Here is an 18764-nt window from a genome sequence, read left to right as displayed (position 1 = left end):
GGGCTGTTCCCTGCCGAGCTATTCCCTGAAAGGCATCGCTGCGATGTTGTATGACTGGATCAAGGCGCTGCACGTCGTTGCCGTCATCTCCTGGATGGCGGGTATGCTCTACCTGCCGCGATTGTTCGTCTATCACTGCGAGGCGGAAGCCGGCTCGAAGCAGTCCGAGACCTTCAAGGTCATGGAACGGCGGCTTTTGAAGGCGATCATCAACCCCGCGATGATCGTGACCTGGCTCGCCGGACTTTATTTGGCCTGGGCCGGGCACTGGTACCTTTCCGGCTGGTTTCACGTCAAATTTACGTTGGTGCTCATCATGTCGGGTATCCACGGATTTTTGTCCAGCTGCGTGAAGGATTTCGCCGCTGACCGGAATCAGAGAACCAAAAAATTCTACCGTATTATCAACGAGATGCCGACGCTATTGATGATCCTGATCGTGATCATGGTCGTCGTGAAGCCGTTCTAGACATCGCGATGCCCAGAAAGCATGCTTCAGTCCTTCTTGCGAAGGACGGATCGATTTTCTATATAGGTTTTATCCCACCCCACGCAGGCGGATGTGGTCGCGTTCCGGTTCTTTTCGGACCGGCGCCGCATCAGGTTTGAAAGCCCAAACGGCACTTTCCTGGCTGAGACCTGCGGACCTTCCTTTGGCGTCCGCTTTTTCCAAAGCCACCTCGCACCCCTCTTCCCTACTTACTTCCTCACAGGACTACCCCAATGCGGGAAATCAAACTCCAGGACCTCAAATCGAAAACGCCGGCCGAGCTCGTCTCGTTTGCGGAAGAGAATGGGGTCGAGAATGCCAGCACCATGCGCAAGCAGGAGCTGATGTTCGCAATTCTCAAGCAGCTCGCGATCGCCGAGACCGACATTATCGGTGAAGGCGTTGTCGAGGTGCTGTCCGACGGCTTCGGCTTCCTTCGTTCGCCCGATGCGAACTACCTGCCCGGCCCCGATGACATCTACGTTTCACCGTCGCAGATCCGCCGCTTCGGCCTGCGTACCGGCGACACAATTGAAGGCCACATCCGCAGCCCGAAGGAAGGCGAACGCTATTTCGCGCTGCTGAAGGTCAACACGCTCAATTTCGAAGACCCGGAAAAGTCGAAGCACAAGGTCAATTTCGACAACCTCACGCCGCTGTTTCCGAATCAGCGTTTCCGCATGGAGCTTGAGGATTCCACCAAGAAAGACCTCTCTGCCCGCGTGATCGACATCGTCGCGCCGATCGGCAAGGGCCAGCGCGCGCTGATCGTGGCGCCGCCGCGCACCGGCAAGACGGTGCTGATGCAGAACATTGCGCATTCGATCACCGCCAATCATCCTGACTGCTATCTGATCGTGCTTCTGATCGACGAGCGTCCGGAAGAAGTCACCGACATGCAGCGTTCGGTGAAGGGCGAGGTGGTGTCTTCGACCTTCGACGAACCCGCGGTGCGTCACGTCCAGGTCGCCGAGATGGTGATCGAGAAGGCCAAGCGCCTTGTCGAGCACGGCCGCGACGTCGTGATCCTGCTCGATTCGATCACCCGCCTCGGCCGCGCCTACAACACCGTCGTGCCGTCATCCGGCAAGGTGCTGACCGGCGGTGTCGACGCCAACGCATTGCAGCGTCCGAAGCGCTTCTTCGGCGCCGCGCGCAATATCGAGGAGGGCGGTTCGCTGACCATCATCGCGACAGCGCTGGTCGATACCGGCAGCCGCATGGACGAAGTCATTTTCGAAGAGTTCAAGGGCACCGGCAACTCCGAACTGATTCTCGACCGCAAGGTCTCGGACAAGCGGACCTTCCCGGCGATCGACATTGCCCGCTCCGGCACCCGCAAGGAGGAGCTCATCACCGATCCGCAGGTGCTCAAGAAGATGTACGTCCTGCGCCGCATCCTCAATCCGATGGGCACCATGGACGCGATCGACTTCCTGCTCGACAAGCTCCGGAACACGAAGAGCAATTCGGAATTCTTCGATTCCATGAACACCTGAGGCCGCGGGGAATAGTGAGGCCGAAAAGGATAGGGCGCTCCGCACAAACGGGGCGCCTTTTTTCATGCTGCGGATTTGCTGCAGCAAAGTGCAGCATGGATGGGCCTCCGCCATATTCATTTAACCGGCTGATATAATTTATACTTGTGCCTTAGACTTATGCCGCAGGCTGGCGAAACCGCGCAAATTGCTGCACGGTTGACGCAACTAAATTCGAGTATGTTGCGATGCAACATACCACAGTATTGCATACGAGATGGAAGCGGCATTGCCTTTGCCAATTTGCTTGGGAAGAAATAGGCGATGCATCCGCGCGAGCAGACCATCTTCGCATTGTCCTCGGGCCGACCACCGAGCGCGATCGCCATTGTCAGGCTGTCTGGCCCAATGGCCGAGTCGGTCATTGCGGGCCTGACAGGCAAGACGCCGGCTCCGCGGATGGCGACCCGGACGCTGCTCCAGGATTCGAACCGTCAACCGATCGACGATGCGGTCGTGCTGTGGTTCCCGGGCCCGGCGAGCGCGACGGGCGAGGACGTCGCCGAATTTCACGTCCATGGCGGGCGCGCGGTGCTGTCGGCGATGTTCGATGCCATCGCCAAGTTCGAGAATGTGCGGCCGGCCGAGCCCGGCGAGTTCACGCGGCGGGCATTCGAGAACGGCAAGCTCGACCTGACCGAGGCCGAGGGCCTCGACGATCTGATCCACGCCGATACCGATCGCCAGCGGCGCCAGGCGCTGCGCCAGCTGAAAGGATTGCTCGGCGATCGGGCGCGCGACTGGCGCGAGCGGATCATCGCGGCGTCGGCGCTGATCGAGGCGGGCATCGATTTTTCCGACGAGGGCGATGTGCCGGCGGAGCTGATCGCGCCGGCGCTGGAACGGATCCGGGCGCTGCATAACGAGATCAAGCAAGTGCTGGCGGGGCAGGGGCAAAGTGAACGGCTGCGCGACGGCCTGGTGGTCGCGATCGCGGGTCCGCCGAATGTCGGTAAATCAACCCTGATCAATCAGCTTGCGAAGCGCGAGGTTGCGATCGTCTCGCCGCATGCCGGCACGACCCGTGACGTGATCGAGGTCCAGCTCGATCTCGACGGCTATCCCGTCACGGTCATCGACACCGCCGGGATCCGCGAGACCAGCGACCCGGTGGAGCAAGAGGGTGTCCGCCGTGCCCGCGCCCGCGCCGCCGAAGCCGATCTCGTGCTTTGGCTGGCCGATAACGGCGATGCGAAGGCGGGCCATGGCGGCCCGACGCCGACCTGGCTGGTGCGTAACAAGATCGATCTCGTCAGGGCGCCGCGGGGCGAGGGCGGGCGTCATCCCGAATTCCGGATCTCAGCCGCCCGCGGCGATGGCCTCTCAGAACTCATCGCTGCATTGGTCGGCTTCGCTCACGACTATTTTGCGACGAGCGAAGGCGGTTTGATCAGCCGGGCCCGGCAGCGTGGGCTGCTCGAGGAGACCGTCGGATCTCTCCAGCGCAGCATCGATGTGGTCGGGCAGGGCGAGGAGCTCGCGGCGGAGGAACTTCGCAGCGCGGCCACTTCGCTGGGTCGACTGCTTGGTCGGGTGGATGTCGAGGACATTCTCGACGTCATTTTCCGCGAATTCTGTGTCGGGAAGTAGAAAGTAGCCGGCTGTTTCACGTGAAACATGGTTTCGATCTGGTTAAGGGCGGCCCTCCCGTTTCACGTGAAACAATTGGCGCGGCGCGGCCGACCTGTTTCACGTGAAACGCCTTCGTCTCATCATTGCGATCCAGGACCTTGCCCGCCTAAGCCTAGGCGAAGGCCAAAGTCATCCATATCTCGGGTCTCAGACCGGCGATCCCAATTTCGTTCTTCCGGCTTTCACTACTCCACGATAGAAGTCCCGCATGACTTTCAGGGCAGACTCGTTTGACGTCATCGTCATTGGCGGCGGCCATGCCGGCTGCGAGGCCGCGAGCGCCGCTGCCCGGATGGGCGCAAAGACCGCCCTGGTGACCCATCGCTTCGCAACCATCGGAGCGATGTCCTGCAATCCCGCGATCGGCGGGCTCGGCAAGGGTCATCTGGTTCGCGAAGTCGACGCTCTCGATGGTCTGATGGGCCGGGTCGCCGATGCCGGCGGCATCCAGTTCCGCATGCTCAACCGCCGGAAAGGTCCGGCAGTCCGCGGACCCCGGGCCCAGGCCGACCGCAAGCTCTATGCCGCAGCGATGCAGGCGGCGATCACCGAGACCGCAAATCTCAGCGTCATCGAGCACGAGGCGGACGAACTGATCGTCGTCGACGGCCGCGTCACCGGCATTCGCCTGGGCGATGGCCGAGAGCTTTCAGCGGGTGCGGTTGTCATCACGACTGGCACCTTCCTGCGCGGTCTGATCCATCTCGGAGAGAAGAACTGGCCGGCGGGCCGGGCCGGCGAGGCGCCGGCGATGGGCCTGTCTGCCTCGTTCGAGCGGGCCGATTTTGTGCTCGGCCGGCTCAAAACCGGGACGCCGCCACGCCTCGACGGCACCACGATCGACTGGTCCGCGGTCGAGATGCAGCCCGGGGACGATCCACCGGAGCCGTTTTCGGTCATGACGGACCGGATCACGACCGCACAGATCCAATGCGGCATCACCCGGACCACGCCGGCGACCCATGAGGTGATCCGGGCCAATGTGCATCGCTCGCCGATGTATTCCGGCCAGATCAAGAGCTCCGGACCGCGGTATTGCCCCTCGATCGAGGACAAGATCGTCCGCTTTGGTGATCGCGACGGCCACCAGATCTTCCTGGAGCCGGAAGGGCTCGACGACACCACGGTCTATCCGAACGGTATCTCGACCTCGTTGCCTGAGGAGGTCCAGCTCGCAATCCTCGCCAGCATCCCTGGCCTGGAGCGCGTGAAGATGGTCCGCCCGGGCTACGCGATCGAATACGACCATGTCGATCCGCGGGAGCTCGCTCCGACCCTGGAGACCAAGCGTCTGCCCGGGCTTTTCCTGGCCGGTCAGATCAACGGCACCACGGGCTATGAAGAGGCCGCGGGGCAGGGCATTGTCGCCGGGCTCAATGCCGCTTTGGCTGCCGGTGGTGCAGACCCGATCGTGTTCGACCGCGCTGACGGCTACCTCGGGGTGATGATCGATGACCTCGTGACCCGCGGAATAACCGAACCCTATCGCATGTTCACTTCCCGGGCCGAATACCGGCTGACGCTGCGCGCCGACAACGCCGACCAGCGGCTGACCGACAAGGGCATCGCGCTCGGATGCGTCGGAACAGCGCGCGCGGAGCGTCACCGCACCAAGATGGCTGCGCTGGCGGCCGCCAAGCGGCTCGCGAAGTCGCTCGCGATCACGCCGAATGAGGCCGCCAAGCATGGGCTAGCGCTCAATCGCGACGGTCATCGCCGATCCGCCTTCGAGCTGCTGGCTTACCCGGAGATCGAGTGGCCTGCAGTCCAGGCAATCTGGCCGGAGCTGTCGGCCATTGACCCGGCAATCGCGGTGCATCTCGAGATCGATGCCAAATACGACGTCTATCTGAAGCGCCAGACCGCCGACGTCGACGCCTTCCGGCGCGACGAGGGGCTGGTCCTGACCGATGTCGACTATGCCGACGTGCCTGGTCTCTCCAACGAAGCGCGCGCCAAGTTGCAGAAGGCGCAGCCGCGGACGGTCGGGCAGGCGGGCCGGATCGATGGCATGACGCCGGCGGCGCTGGGCATCCTGGCCGCCTATCTTCGGCGTGAGGCGCGAAGGAAGTCGGTCAAGGCGACCGCCTAACGTTTCACGTGAAACGGGCGGGCTGAGCGCCTATCTTTCGTGAGGCGGAAGCGATCGGCGACGCCATCGTCTGCCAGACTCAGCTACGATCGATTTCCCATCGTCAGACACGGCCCTGCTCCCAGAATGGCTCCAGCTCCGCAATCCGCCGAACTCAGCGTCTCCGCCAAGGACAAGGCGGCGGCGCTCGCGCTGACGCCTGTTTCACGTGAAACAGAGGCGCGGCTCGATCGCTATATCGACCTCCTCCTGGAATGGCAGGCCAAGACCAATCTCGTCGCGCCCTCCACGCTGCCGAATCTCTGGACTCGTCACGTCTCCGATTCGTTGCAGCTCCTGAGCCTCGCACCGACGGCAAAGTCCTGGGTCGATCTCGGCAGCGGTGGCGGCTTTCCCGGCGTCGTGCTCGCCTGTGTCTTGACCGAAACACCCGACGCACGGGTCCATCTGGTTGAGCGAATAGCCAAGAAGGCCGCATTCCTGCGTGAGGCGATTCGCGTGACGGCGTCTCCGGGGACGGTGCATCTGGCTGATATCGGGGATACTGTGGATAGAATCGCGGGTCCCATCGATTGCGTCACCGCGCGAGCGCTGGCTCCGTTACATCAACTGATCGGCTTTGCGGAGCCGTGGGTCAAAAAGGGCGCCAAGGCGCTGTTTTTGAAGGGGCAAGATGTAGAGGCCGAATTGACCGAGGCCACTAAATATTGGAATATTGAGCCAAAGCTGCACTCCAGCAGGACCGGCGGACAGGGCTGGATCGTCGAACTCGGGTCAATCGAGCGGCGCCAGGGGAGTCCGCGAGAGTAATGGTATTTTGGTATGACCGTGATGGACGAGGTTTATCAAGAAGATAGGACGTCGCAGCCGCCCGGGCAGCCGCGCATCCTGTCGCTCGCCAACCAGAAGGGCGGCGTCGGCAAGACAACCACAGCGATCAATCTGGGTACCGCGCTCGCTGCGATTGGCGAGCGTGTCCTGATCGTCGATCTCGATCCGCAGGGCAACGCCTCGACCGGCCTCGGCATTGATCGCCGCAACCGCAGCTGCTCGACCTACGACGTGCTGATCGGCGAAGCGCCGTTGCGCGATGCCGTGGTCGCGACCGCGGTGCCGCGGCTGCATATCGCCGCCTCCACCATGGACCTCTCCGGCCTCGAGCTCGAGCTCGGCACCACGCCGGGCCGCGCCTTCCGGCTGCGCGATGCGATCGCCGGATTGAACAACAACGTCTCGCCGGAAGCCGACTACACCTATGTGCTGATCGACTGCCCGCCCTCGCTCAATTTGCTCACCGTGAATGCGATGGCCGCGTCGGATGCGATCCTGGTGCCGCTGCAATGCGAGTTCTTCGCGCTCGAAGGTCTGTCGCAATTGCTACAGACCGTGGAGCAGGTGCGCTCCACGCTCAATCCGACGCTGTCGATCCACGGCATCGTGCTGACGATGTTCGACTCGCGCAACAACCTCTCCAACCAGGTGGTTGCCGACGTGCGCCAGTTCATGGGCAACAAGGTCTACGACACCATGATCCCGCGCAACGTGCGCATCTCGGAAGCGCCGTCCTACGGCAAGCCCGTGCTGGTCTACGATCTCAAATGCGCCGGCAGCGATGCGTATCTCAAGCTCGCCACCGAAGTGATCCAGCGCGAGCGCGAGCTGCGCGCGCATTGACGAGGATGGGGTGGACGATGGCAGCTGCGCCGAATCCACCACCCTTCGCGCCACCCGGTGGGTCCGCCTCGCGTTGCCCACCCGACAATTCAAGATACGATTTCTGGAGTACTGCGCGTGAATCCAAGGGAGCTCGCAACAATGGCCGATGAAGCGCGTTCGCGACTGGGGCGCGGGCTGGCAAGCCTGATCGGAGATGTCGGCGGCGAGGCGGCCGCGCATGTCGAGCGGCCGCGTAACCAGCGCAAGGTGCCGATCGAGTTCCTCAAGCCCAACCCGCGCAATCCGCGGCGCAGCTTCGCCGATGGCGAGCTCGGCGAGCTCGCCGATTCGATCAAGGCGCGCGGCGTGATCCAGCCGATCGTGGTGCGCGCAATCAAGGGCGCACAGGACCGCTACGAGATCATCGCCGGCGAGCGGCGCTGGCGCGCCTCGCAACTCGCCGGCCTGCACGAAGTGCCGATCGTGCCGGTCGAGGTCTCTGATTCCGACGCGCTCGAGATCATGATCATCGAGAACGTCCAGCGCGAAGACCTCAACGCGATGGAAGAGTCGCTGGGCTATCATTCGCTCGCCGACGAGTTCAAACGCAGCCAGGAAGACATCGCCAAGATCGTCGGCAAGAGCCGCAGCCATGTCGCCAACATGATGCGGCTGACCAAGCTGCCCGCCGAGGTGCAGGCGCTGATCTCGAAAGGCGATCTCTCCGCCGGCCACGCCCGCGCGCTGATCGGCGTGCCGGATCCGCTCGCCGCTGCAAAGCGCATCGTCGCCGAGGGCCTCAACGTCCGCCAGGCCGAGGCGCTGGCGCATGAGGAGGGCGTGCCGGAGCGCAAGCCGCAAAAGGCGCGCGGTGGCAGCGCGCCAAAGATCGACAAGGACGCCGATACGCTGGCGCTGGAGAAGCGCGTCAGCGACGCGCTCGGCCTCGCCGTCACCGTCAGCCATCGCGATCCCGGTGGCACCGTCCAGATCAACTACCGCAATCTCGAGCAGCTCGACGAGGTGGTGCGGCGGCTCGAGGGCGGTTAGCCGCGTAGCGCACTTTCCGTCATTGCGAGGACCTCACGATAAAATTGCAAAGCAATTTTGCGCTGAAGCGACGAAGCAATCCAAATTTCGCCGCGTGCGGAGCAATGGATTGCTTCGCTTGCTATGACGGCGCCTCGATTACCCCCGCCGCTTCGCGTTCGCAGCGATCGAGAGCAGCGCGCGCTGCGCGATCACGGCGGCAAGCGAGGCCTGCTTGCGCATGTCGAGCGCTGCGGTGGCGAGCTGATCGATCACGTTCACCAGTCGCGGCGGCGTGAAATTGCGTAGCGCGATCTCGACTGCGGGCTTGCGCGAGAAATGCAGCCGCGGGAATCCGCCTTCGAGCACCGCCGATGCCGGCGCGCCGTCCGCGATCGCGAGCGCCGATTTGTGCAGCCACGCCGCCTGGCGCTGTGCCGCAGAGATGATCACGCCGGGATAGGTACCGGCGACCATTGCTTTGGTGAACTCGCTCTCGACCAGTGCGGCGTTGCCGGCGAAGGCGCCGTCGACGATCGGATCGAGCTTCAGCTCGGAAGCGTCGGAGACCACGGTCATCACGTCGTCGAGCGTGATCTCGCCCTTGCCGTGCGCGAACAGCGCAAGCTTGCGCAGCTCGTTGCGCGAGGCCATGCGGTCGCCGCCGAGCAGCGACATCAGCACCGCACGCGCGTCGCCGGCGAGCCGCAGGTTGGACACCCGCAGCTCGTCCTCGATCAGCTTGGTCAGATCGCGTTCGGTGTCGGGATAGCAGCCGATCGCGACCGCGTTCTTGGCCCGCTCGCAGATCTTGCGCAGCGGCGATTCCGGCCGCAGCTCGCCGGCCTCGATCACGATGCGGCAATCCCTGAGCGCGGTGGTCTCGGTCAGCGTCTCGACGCCGCTCGAGAAGTTGCGCGAGCCGGCGCGGACGCGGATGGCGCGGCGGCCGCCGAACAGCGGCACCGTCATGGCTTCGTCGACCAGCCGTGACGGCTCGGCGGCGAGCTCGTCGCCATCGAGCCGCACCAGTGAAAACGGATCGTTGGGATCGTCGACCGCGGACGCCATCAGCGCGTCGGCGCGCTCGCGCACGAGCCCTAAGTCCGGGCCGTAAAGCAGGATGATCGGGCGGCCGGCGTCAGGTCGGGCGAGGAAGCTGTCGATCTCTTTTCCGCGAAGCGCGACCAATGTGGCGATCAGGTTCCGGCGGAGAAGAAGGAGGCGAGCCGGGTCTGGATGTTGTCGGCGATCTCCTGCGCGGCGCGGTCCTCGGCGTCACGGAAGGCGCGGGCACGGGCGAAGCGCTGGTAGGAGCCGGGCATGTCATAGGACACGCGCGAGAACGTCGTGCCGGTCATGACCGACTTGTTCGTGGCGATCTCGACCAGGTTGAACTGGGCGTCGATGCCGTAATTCTCACTGGTCGGCAGCGCCGTGGTCGGGTCGATCATCAACGAGGAGCGACTGGTGGTGAAGCGCAGCACCAGCCGGTGCGTCGGCGCCACGCCGGTGGCGGTGCCGTAGAGCTTGAAGGCGAGGGCGTTGCGGACCTCGACGCCGACCCGGGCCTCGCGGGAGGCGTTCGGCTTGTCGACCGGCGGAACCTCGACGCCCATCAGCTTTTCGCGCAGGGCAGACGACTGACCGTCGAGGGTGCGCTCGGCGTACATCGGCTGGAAGCAGCCGGCCGTCAGCGCGGCCAAGGCGGCCACGGCGACGAGCCGGGCGGCGATCCTGATCCTAGCCGACAACATTGACGATCCTCATGGGCACCACGATCACCTTGCGGACGGGTTTGCCGCCCAAGGCGGCTTTTACCGCATCGAGCGCCAAAACGGCAGCCTCTATATCCGCATTTTGCGCCGCCCGTGGCACGGTAACATCACCTCGTTTTTTACCGTTGACCTGGACGACCAGGGTCACGCTGTCTTCGACCAGCAAATCGCGTTCGATTTGCGGCCAATCGGCCTCGGAAACCAGCCCCGGTTGTCCAAGCGCGTTCCAGCACTCCTCGGCCAAGTGCGGCATCATCGGTGAGATAATCTTGACCAGAACAATGACCGCCTCATTCACCGCAGCAAACGACAGTGGTCCGGCGACCTTCTCCGGGTCAACCACGGTCCGAAGTACGCCAACAAAATCATAGATTTGTGCAACTGCTGTGTTGAAACTCAGCCGTTCAATGTCTTCGGTAATCCGCGCGAGCCGCTTGTGTGTAATTCGCCGAAGCGCGAGAGCCTGCTCGGAATCGGTCAAGCCCGATTTCTCGGTATAGATAGGCTGCCCTCTCGTTTGAACGAAAGTCTGAACAATCCGCCAGACGCGCTCAACGAAGCGCTTTGCCCCTCGAACACCCTCCTCGCTCCAGATCACGTCGCGATCCGGGGGCGAATCCGAGAGCATGAACCAGCGCGCCACGTCGGCGCCGTAGCTTGCGATAATGTCGTCGGGGTCGACGGTGTTCTTCTTCGACTTCGACATCTTCTCGATCGAGCCGATCGCGACGTCCTCGCCGGTCGCCAGCAGCACCGCGCGGCGGCCGTTGCCATCAACCTCGATCCTCACCTCGGCCGGCGTGACCCAGGCCCCGTCGGCCTTCTGGTAGGTCTCGTGCACCACCATGCCCTGGGTGAACATGCCGGCGAACGGCTCCGACATGTCGATGTGGCCGGTCGCCTTCATCGCGCGGGTGAAGAAGCGGCTGTACAGCAGATGCAGGATCGCGTGCTCGACGCCGCCGATATACTGGTCGACCGGCATCATCCGGTTGGCGACATCAGGCGTGGTCGGCGCATCCTTGTTCCAGGGATCGGTGAAGCGCGCGAAGTACCAGGACGAGTCCACGAAGGTGTCCATCGTGTCGGTCTCGCGCACGGCCTTGCCGCCGCACTTCGGGCAAGTGACGTGCTTCCAGGTCGGATGATGGTCGAGCGCATTGCCCGGTCTGTCGAAAGAGACATCCTCCGGCAGCGTCACCGGCAGCTGGTCGTCGGGCACCGGCACCACGTCGCAGGTCGGGCAGTGGATCACCGGGATCGGGCAGCCCCAATAGCGCTGCCGCGAAATGCCCCAGTCGCGCAGGCGGAAATTCACCTGCCGCTCGCCGACCGGCGCGTTGCCGTGCAGCTCGCTTTCCAGCCGCTTTGCGATCTCTTCCTTTGCTGCTTCGATCGTCATGCCGTCGAGGAAGCGCGAATTGATCATGCGGCCGTCACCGTCATAGGCGACATCGGTGATCACGAACGTCTTCGGGTCCTGGCCCTCGGGGCAGACCACCGGCGTGTTGCCGAGATTGTACTTGTTGACGAAGTCGAGGTCGCGCTGGTCGTGCGCCGGGCAGCCGAAGATCGCGCCGGTGCCGTATTCCATCAGCACAAAGTTCGCGACATAGACCGGCAGCTTCCAGCTCGGGTCGAACGGATGCACCGCCTTGATGCCGGTGTCGAAGCCCTGTTTCTCGGCGGTATCGATGATCGACTGCGCGGTGCCGATCTTCTTGATGTCGGCGATGAACTCGGCAAGCTTCGGGTTCTTCGCGGCGGCGGCCTGCGCCAGCGGATGGTCTGCCGAGATCGCCATGAACTTGGCGCCGAACAGCGTGTCCGGCCGCGTGGTGAATATCTTCAGCTCGCTCTCGCCGGCCGGCGTCGTCGCCGGATCCAGTGCGAACCGGATCAGCAGGCCCTCGGAGCGGCCGATCCAGTTGCGCTGCATCAGCCGCACCTTGTCGGGCCAGCGGTCCAGACCGTCCAGCGCCTCCAAGAGCTCCTGCGAGTACTTCGTGATCTTGAAGACCCACTGGCTCATCTCACGCTGCTCGACGACGGCGCCCGAGCGCCAGCCGCGGCCGTCGATCACCTGCTCGTTGGCGAGCACGGTCATGTCGACCGGATCCCAGTTCAGCTTGCGCTTCTCGCGCTCGGCGAGGCCGGCGGCCAGCATGTCCAGGAACATCTTCTGCTGATGCTTGTAGTAGCTGGGGTCGCAGGTGGCGAACTCGCGTGCCCAGTCGAGCGACAGCCCGATCGACTTGAGCTGCTTCTTCATCGCGGCGATGTTGTCGTAGGTCCAGGCCTTCGGCGCCACCTTGCGCTCGATCGCGGCATTCTCCGCCGGCAGGCCGAACGCGTCCCAGCCCATCGGGTGCAGCACATTATAGCCCTTGGCGCGCTTGAAGCGGGCCAGCACGTCGCCCATCGTATAGTTTCGAACGTGCCCCATATGGATGCGCCCCGACGGATAGGGGAACATCTCGAGCACGTAGTATTTCGGCCGCGGATCGTCGTTCTTGGAGGCGAAGATCGCCTTTTCGTCCCACTCGCGCTGCCAGTGGATTTCGGATTCTCGGGCGTTGTAGCGTTCAGCGGTCATGAAATCGCAGGGATTCTGGGTGGTTTTGGTGATTTTCGGGTCCCATCCGGGGACGGCGGACTAGGCCACAAAAGCGCCTGCGGGGTCAACGGCTTGGGGCCTCCAAACGCCCCATCCCGTCGCGCACCCGCCCTGCCGCTGTCGCAGGGGGGGCGGCGCCTGTTGCCTCCCCGTCGTCCTGGCGAAAAGCGACTACCCATCACAACAGGGCTTCGGGAGAGGGACCGGGGTCCCAGCTCTGCGCAACAATGAGCGGCGGGGGTAAGTGGGTCCGGGCCTTCACCAGGACGCGCTGCACAGGCCCGGAATGACGAGTCGGGGGCGCCTCGTCACACCGGCAGCTTCAGCTCCATCAGATCCTTCGCCACCACGATCCGGCCCTTGAAATTCGTCTTCACGTCCCGCGTCCAGTCGTCATCGGTCACCTGCGGATCGTCGCCGGGGACGAAGTGGCTCAGCACCAGCGTCTTGACGCCGGCGGCGGCTGCGATGCGGCCGACGTCCTCGGTCGAGGTGTGGCTGTCGAGCAGATGCTTCTTCAGCGTCGCGCCGTTCCTGGTCTTTGCGACCAGGCGATCGACCGCGGGAATGTAGAGGCATTCATGCACCAGCACGTCGGCGCCCTTGGCGAACTCGGCAAGCTTCGGGTTGTAGGCGGTGTCGCTGGAGAACACGATCACGCCGTCCGGCGTCTCGAACTTGTAGGCGAAGTTGTCGACGATCGGCGGATGCGGCGTGCGGAACGCGGTGACGGTGACGTCAGGCGTCTTCAGCACCACGCCGTCGTCGGTGATGTCTTTCGCGATCAGCAATTTGCGCGGGTCGGGGCGGCCTTCGTCCTCGATCCGGGTCTCGACGTCGAACTTGTTCAGCTCCCAATATTCCTTGGTCATCGCCTCGATGCCCTTGGGGCCGAACGAATGGATCGGCGTCGAGAGACCCGCCGCCCAGGCGTTGTAGAACAGATTGCCGTATTCCAGATTGTGATCGGAATGGTGGTGGCTGATGAAGATGTACTTCACCGACGGGATCGGCACACCGGCATTGACCAGCTGCCGGCTGACGCCCATGCCGCAATCGATCACGAACGGCGTGTCGTTGACGACGAGGAGATTGGCGGGGTTCGAGGCGCCGATGCCGACGCGCGGGCCGCCCTTGGTGCCGAGGAACACGATGCGGGTGCGCGGCTTTGCGTCTTGCGCGCGCACCGTCGGCGCCGCGAGCAGAGCGGCGCTGCCGAGCGCCAGTTTCAGAGCATTGCGGCGATCGATCATCGGTTCCTCCCTGAACTCTTTGAGGCGACCCTAGCCGCCGCGCAAGATGCCATCAAGCGCGGGTAGGCCGACGATGACGGCCGCGGCGATCAGCGCGTAGCAGATCGCACGAAATACCTGTTCGCTTGCCTTGCCGAACAGCGAGGCGCCGAACCAGACGCCGATGCCGTAAATCGGACCGACGATCAGCGAGAACTTGACCGACTCGATCGTGATCAATCCGGTGAACCAGTAACTGACCAGAGAGAAGAAATCCGAGGCACCGAAGAACAGCACGATGTTGGCGCGTGAGATCACCGACGAGATCGGGCGTCCCAGCCAGTAGGCGACGATCGGCGGGCCGCCGGTCTGCGCGAGACCGCTGCAAAACCCGGAGAGGCCGCCGACGCCGATCGAGAGCGCGGCGTGATCCTTGCCGTGGTAGCGCCAGCCCGACAGCAACAGCACGAGCAGCGCCGCGACGAAGCAGGAGATGATCCAGCGCGTGGTCACCGGCTCGAGCACCGTCAGAAAATAGGTGCCGATGGGAACGCCGACCAGCGCGCCGGCGACCATCACTGCGGTGGCCTTGCGGTCAGCGTGAGTCCAGGCGTTCGGCAGCAGCGGTGTGGCTGCGACGAAGTCGATGACGAGCAGCAGCGCCGCCACCAGCCGCGGCGCGGCGACGCTGCTCGCGAGCGGCATGAAGATCAACGCCGAGCCGAAGCCGGAGAAGCCGCGCGCCGTGCCCGACACGAAGGCAATCGCACAGATCGCGAGCGCGATGCTGGTCGAGATGTCGGATGGGATCAGGCTGAGGGAGGTCATGGGAGGATAGCGTGATCCAGCTAGCTGGCAGGCAAATGAACTCAGACCCGTCATCCTGAGGTGCGAGCGGAGCGAGCCTCGAAGGATGCGCGGCCCCGCCGGCGGCCGTCGACCCTTCGAGACGGCCGCTACGCGGCCTCCTCAGGGTGACGGTGATAGGTCCGCGTACATTCCCGACCCGCGTTCCCGAAGCGAGAGGGAACGCAGCAACGGCACACGCGGCCCGCATCACGCCCGCAGCGTGCCGCCGGTCTTCTTCGTCACCTCGGCGACGACCTTGGCCGCAACCGCGTCGATTTCCTGATCGGTCATCGTCTTCTCACGCGGCTGGATCGTCACCGCGATCGCGATCGACTTCTTGTCGGGATCGATGCCCTTGCCTTCGTAGACGTCGAACACGGTCACATCCGTGATCAGCTTCTTGTCGACATTCTGCGCGGCGCGGACGATGTCGCCGGCCTTGACGCTGCGATCGACGATGAAGGCGAAGTCGCGCGACACCGGCTGGAATGCGGAGAGATCCAGCACCGGCTTGGCACGCGTCGCCCGCTGCTTGCCTTGCGGGATGCGTTCGAGGATCACCTCGAACACGATCATCGGGCCGTCGGCACCGAGCGCTTCGGCCGCACGCGGATGCAGCTCGCCGAAAGTGCCTAGCACGTTCTGCGGGCCGATCTGGATGGTGCCGGAACGCCCCGGATGCAGCCAGGCCGGGCCGCCGGGGACGATCTGCAGCGCCTGCATCGGCGCGCCGGCAGCCGCCAGCACGGCGAAGGCGTCGGCCTTGGCATCCATTGCGCCTGCAACAGCCGAACCGGTCCAATGGCGTCCGATTCCCTTCGACGAGGCGTAGCCATGGCGCACGCCGGAGGCGGCGACGAGCTGGTCCTCGGGCTTGTCGCCGCGGAACACCTGGCCGACCTCGAACAGCGCGACATCGGGATAGCCGCGGTTGATGTTGGCCTGGGTGGCTGCGACGAGGCCGGGCAGCAGGCTCGGCCGCATGTCGGAGAGATCGGCCGCGATCGGGTTGGCGAGCACGAGCTCGCTCTGGCCGCCGCCGAACAGTTTGGCCGCGTCATTGGTGATGAACGACCAGGTCACGGCCTCCACCATGCCGCGGGTGCCGAGCGCGCGCTTGGCGCGGCGGGTGCGCAGCTGTATCGGCGTCAGCACCGGCTTGCGCGGCTCTTCGCCACGCTCGAACGGCGTCATCGGCACCTTGTCGACGCCGACGATGCGCACGATTTCCTCGACGATGTCGGCCTTGCCCTGCACGTCGGTGCGCCAGGACGGGATCGCGATCTTCACGACGGGGCCGTTGCCGGCCAGCATGAAGCCGAGCCGGGTCAGGATCAGCTTCACCTCGACCAGCGGCACCTCGATGCCGGCAAGGCGCTTGACCTCAGTGAGCGGGAAGTCGATGACGCGATCCTCGCCGAACTGCTTGCCGACCACGACGTTCTCGGACGGGGTGCCGCCGCAGAGATCCAGCACCAGCTTGGTGGCGAGCTCGAGCCCGGGTACCATGAACGCCGGATCAACGCCGCGCTCGAAACGATAACGCGCATCCGAATTGATGCCGAGCTTGCGGCCGGTCTGCGCGATGTTGATCTCGTTCCACAGCGCCGATTCGATCAGCACGTCGGTCGTGTTGTCGTCGCAGCCCGAGGCCTCGCCGCCCATGATGCCGGCGAGCGACTCGACGCCGTGCTCATCCGCGATCACGCAGACATTGCCGTCGAGCGTGTAGGTGCGGCCGTCAAGCGCGAGCAGCGTCTCGCCATCTTTCGCGCGGCGGACGGTGAGGTTGCCCTGCACCTTCTTGGCGTCGAACACGTGCAGCGGACGGGCGCGGTCGTAGGTCATGAAGTTGGTGATGTCGACCAGCGCGTTGATCGGGCGCAGGCCGATCGAGGTCAGCCGCTTCTGCAGCCATTCCGGCGACGGGCCGTTCTTCACGCCGCGCACCAGCCGCAGCGCGAAGCCCGGGCACAGCGAAGCATCTTCCACCTTCACCTGGACCGGGCAAGGGAATTCACCCTTGATCGGCTTGATGCCGGGGTCCTTGAACTTGCCCATGTCGGCAGCGGACAGGTCGCGCGCGATGCCGTGCACGCCGGTGCAGTCCTGCCGGTTCGGCGTCAAATTGATCTCGATGGTGGGATCGCCGAGCCCGGCCCAGTCGGCATAGCCCTTGCCGAGCGGCGCGTCCGCCGGCAGCTCCATGATGCCGTCGTGGTCCTCCGAGATCTGCAACTCGGCCGCCGAGCACAGCATGCCGCGGCTCTCGACGCCGCGAATGGTGCCGACGCCGAGCGTGATGTTCTTGCCCGGAATATAGGTGCCGGGCGGCGAGAACACGCTGATCAGCCCGGCCCGCGCATTCGGCGCGCCGCACACCACCTGAACCGGCGCGCCACCGTCGCCGGTGTCGACCATGCACACGCGCAAACGATCCGCATTCGGATGCTGCTCGGCCGAGATCACGCGCGCGATAGTGAACGGCGCCAGTGCCTTCGCCTTGTCCTCGATGTTCTCGACCTCGAGCCCGATCATGGTGAGCTTGTCGGCGAGCTTCTCGAGCGGCTCGTCGGTCTCGAGATGTTCCTTCAGCCAGGAGAGGGTGAACTTCACGGCTGCATGCCTCGGTTCTTGTTGGTGGTTACTGTGATACTTGCGCCGGTGCCAGGGCTCCCTCCCCCGCAAGGGGGGGAGGGAATGGAGAGAGCGTTCGCAATGACGTTTGCGCGCAGCGACATCACGTGCTCAACCCGCCCGCGATGGTCGGGATGTCGAGCGGCTTGAAGCCGTAGTGGTTGAGCCAGCGGATGTCGTTCTCGAACAGCTGGCGGAGATCGGCGATGCCGTATTTCAGCATCGCGATGCGGTCGATGCCCATGCCCCAGGCGAAACCCTGATAGACGTCGGGATCGATGCCGCAGGCGCGCAGCACGTTTGGGTGCACCATGCCGCAGCCGAGGATCTCCATCCAGTCCTCGCCCTCGCCGAAGCGAATCTCGCCCTTGTCGCGGCGGCACTGGATGTCGACCTCGAGCGACGGCTCGGTGAACGGGAAGAACGACGGCCGAAACCGCATGTTGATGTGGTCGACCTCGAAGAACGCCTTGCAGAACTCGTGCAGGATCCATTTGAGGTGGCCGAGATGCGAGCCCTTGTCGATCACGAGGCCCTCGACCTGGTGGAATTGCGGCGTGTGCGTCGCATCGGAGTCGATGCGATAGGTGCGGCCTGGGCAGATCACGCGGATCGGCGGCTTCTGGCTCAGCATCGTCCGCACCTGCACCGGCGAGGTGTGGGTCCGCAGCAGCATGCGCGAGCCGTCCGTCTTCGGGTTGAAGAAGAAGGTGTCGTGCATCTCGCGGGCCGGATGGCCTTCGGGGAAGTTCAGCTTGGTGAAATTGTAGTCGTCGGTCTCGATGTCGGGACCTTCGGCGACCGCGAAGCCCATGTCGGCGAAGATCGTGGTGAGCTCGTCCCACACCTGGCTCAGCGGATGGATGCGGCCGGTCTCCGCCGACGCCTCGCGTAGCGGCAGCGTGACGTCGATGGTCTCGGCGGCGAGGCGTGCATCGAGCGCGGCCGCCTTCAGCACGTCGCGCCTGGCCGCGAGCGCCTGCGTCACCGCGTCCTTGGCAAGGTTGATCCTGGCGCCTTCGGTCTTGCGCTCCTCCGGCGACATCTTGCCGAGGGTGGCAAGCAGGGCCGAGATCGAGCCCTTCTTGCCGAGGGCCGCGACGCGCACCGCCTCGAGGGCGGCTTCGTCACCGGCTGAGGTGATCTGGTCGAGGATGGATTTTTCGAGCGTTGCGAGGTCGGACACGGTCAATTCCTGCGCTTGAGCGGCGCAT

The 18764-nt window shown here is 64.3% G+C and carries 14 protein-coding genes; 7 read left to right on the top strand and 7 right to left on the bottom strand.

The features are described from left to right. Positions 1-46 precede the first annotated feature (46 nt). The 7 genes from hemJ (at position 47) to H8A92_RS17010 (ending at position 8458) form a co-directional block, all read left to right on the top strand. Entirely contained in the window at positions 47-469 is a 423-nt protein-coding gene (gene hemJ / locus H8A92_RS17040) for a protoporphyrinogen oxidase HemJ (RefSeq protein ID WP_229196870.1), read from the top strand. A 254-nt stretch (positions 470-723) separates the two neighbouring features. Next, positions 724-1989: a transcription termination factor Rho gene (gene rho / locus H8A92_RS17035; RefSeq protein ID WP_021078151.1), complete on the top strand. Its 1266-nt coding sequence runs from the start codon at positions 724-726 to the stop codon at positions 1987-1989. 303 nt (positions 1990-2292) lie between these two features. Further along, the gene (mnmE, locus tag H8A92_RS17030) at positions 2293-3618 is read left to right on the top strand and encodes a tRNA uridine-5-carboxymethylaminomethyl(34) synthesis GTPase MnmE (protein WP_229196857.1); all 1326 of its coding nucleotides are present in this window, start codon (positions 2293-2295) and stop codon (positions 3616-3618) included. 250 nt (positions 3619-3868) lie between these two features. Continuing rightward, on the top strand, positions 3869-5752 hold the full coding sequence (gene mnmG, locus H8A92_RS17025; protein WP_229196856.1) for a tRNA uridine-5-carboxymethylaminomethyl(34) synthesis enzyme MnmG: 1884 nt from the start codon (positions 3869-3871) through the stop codon (positions 5750-5752). Positions 5753-5878: 126 nt separating this feature from the next. Further along, on the top strand, positions 5879-6562 hold the full coding sequence (gene rsmG / locus H8A92_RS17020; RefSeq protein WP_229196855.1) for a 16S rRNA (guanine(527)-N(7))-methyltransferase RsmG: 684 nt from the start codon (positions 5879-5881) through the stop codon (positions 6560-6562). A 12-nt stretch (positions 6563-6574) separates the two neighbouring features. Next, positions 6575-7426, top strand: a complete 852-nt coding sequence (locus H8A92_RS17015) for a ParA family protein (RefSeq protein WP_212019707.1) — start codon at positions 6575-6577, stop codon at positions 7424-7426. Between the two features lie 141 nt (positions 7427-7567). Beyond that, on the top strand, positions 7568-8458 hold the full coding sequence (locus H8A92_RS17010; RefSeq protein ID WP_229196854.1) for a ParB/RepB/Spo0J family partition protein: 891 nt from the start codon (positions 7568-7570) through the stop codon (positions 8456-8458). Between the two features lie 138 nt (positions 8459-8596). Here H8A92_RS17010 and holA read toward each other — a convergent pair whose 3' ends face one another. The 7 genes from holA to pheS form a co-directional block, all read right to left on the bottom strand. Continuing rightward, entirely contained in the window at positions 8597-9628 is a 1032-nt protein-coding gene (gene holA / locus H8A92_RS17005; protein ID WP_229196853.1) for a DNA polymerase III subunit delta, read from the bottom strand. A gap of 8 nt (positions 9629-9636) precedes the next feature. Then, positions 9637-10194, bottom strand: coding sequence for an LPS assembly lipoprotein LptE (gene lptE / locus H8A92_RS17000; RefSeq protein WP_229196852.1), 558 nt, complete (start codon positions 10192-10194; stop codon positions 9637-9639). After that, positions 10181-12811 carry a leucine--tRNA ligase gene (gene leuS / locus H8A92_RS16995; protein WP_229196851.1) on the bottom strand — a complete coding sequence of 877 codons (2631 nt, stop codon included), beginning with the start codon at positions 12809-12811 and terminating at the stop codon, positions 10181-10183. Before leuS ends, lptE begins: the two co-directional genes overlap by 14 nt. A 329-nt stretch (positions 12812-13140) precedes the next feature. Then, entirely contained in the window at positions 13141-14085 is a 945-nt protein-coding gene (locus tag H8A92_RS16990; protein WP_229196850.1) for an MBL fold metallo-hydrolase, read from the bottom strand. A 30-nt stretch (positions 14086-14115) separates the two neighbouring features. Then, positions 14116-14892, bottom strand: a complete 777-nt coding sequence (locus tag H8A92_RS16985; protein WP_229196849.1) for a sulfite exporter TauE/SafE family protein — start codon at positions 14890-14892, stop codon at positions 14116-14118. A 228-nt stretch (positions 14893-15120) separates the two neighbouring features. Further along, on the bottom strand, positions 15121-17529 hold the full coding sequence (gene pheT / locus H8A92_RS16980; RefSeq protein ID WP_229196848.1) for a phenylalanine--tRNA ligase subunit beta: 2409 nt from the start codon (positions 17527-17529) through the stop codon (positions 15121-15123). Between the two features lie 124 nt (positions 17530-17653). After that, positions 17654-18736: a phenylalanine--tRNA ligase subunit alpha gene (pheS, locus tag H8A92_RS16975; RefSeq protein WP_229196847.1), complete on the bottom strand. Its 1083-nt coding sequence runs from the start codon at positions 18734-18736 to the stop codon at positions 17654-17656. Positions 18737-18764 lie beyond the last annotated feature (28 nt).

The sequence above is a fragment of the Bradyrhizobium acaciae genome (assembly GCF_020889785.1).
GTDB lineage: Bacteria > Pseudomonadota > Alphaproteobacteria > Rhizobiales > Xanthobacteraceae > Bradyrhizobium > Bradyrhizobium acaciae.
Note: the sequence above shows the minus strand (reverse complement) of the source record. Positions and strands in the feature narration are given on the sequence as shown.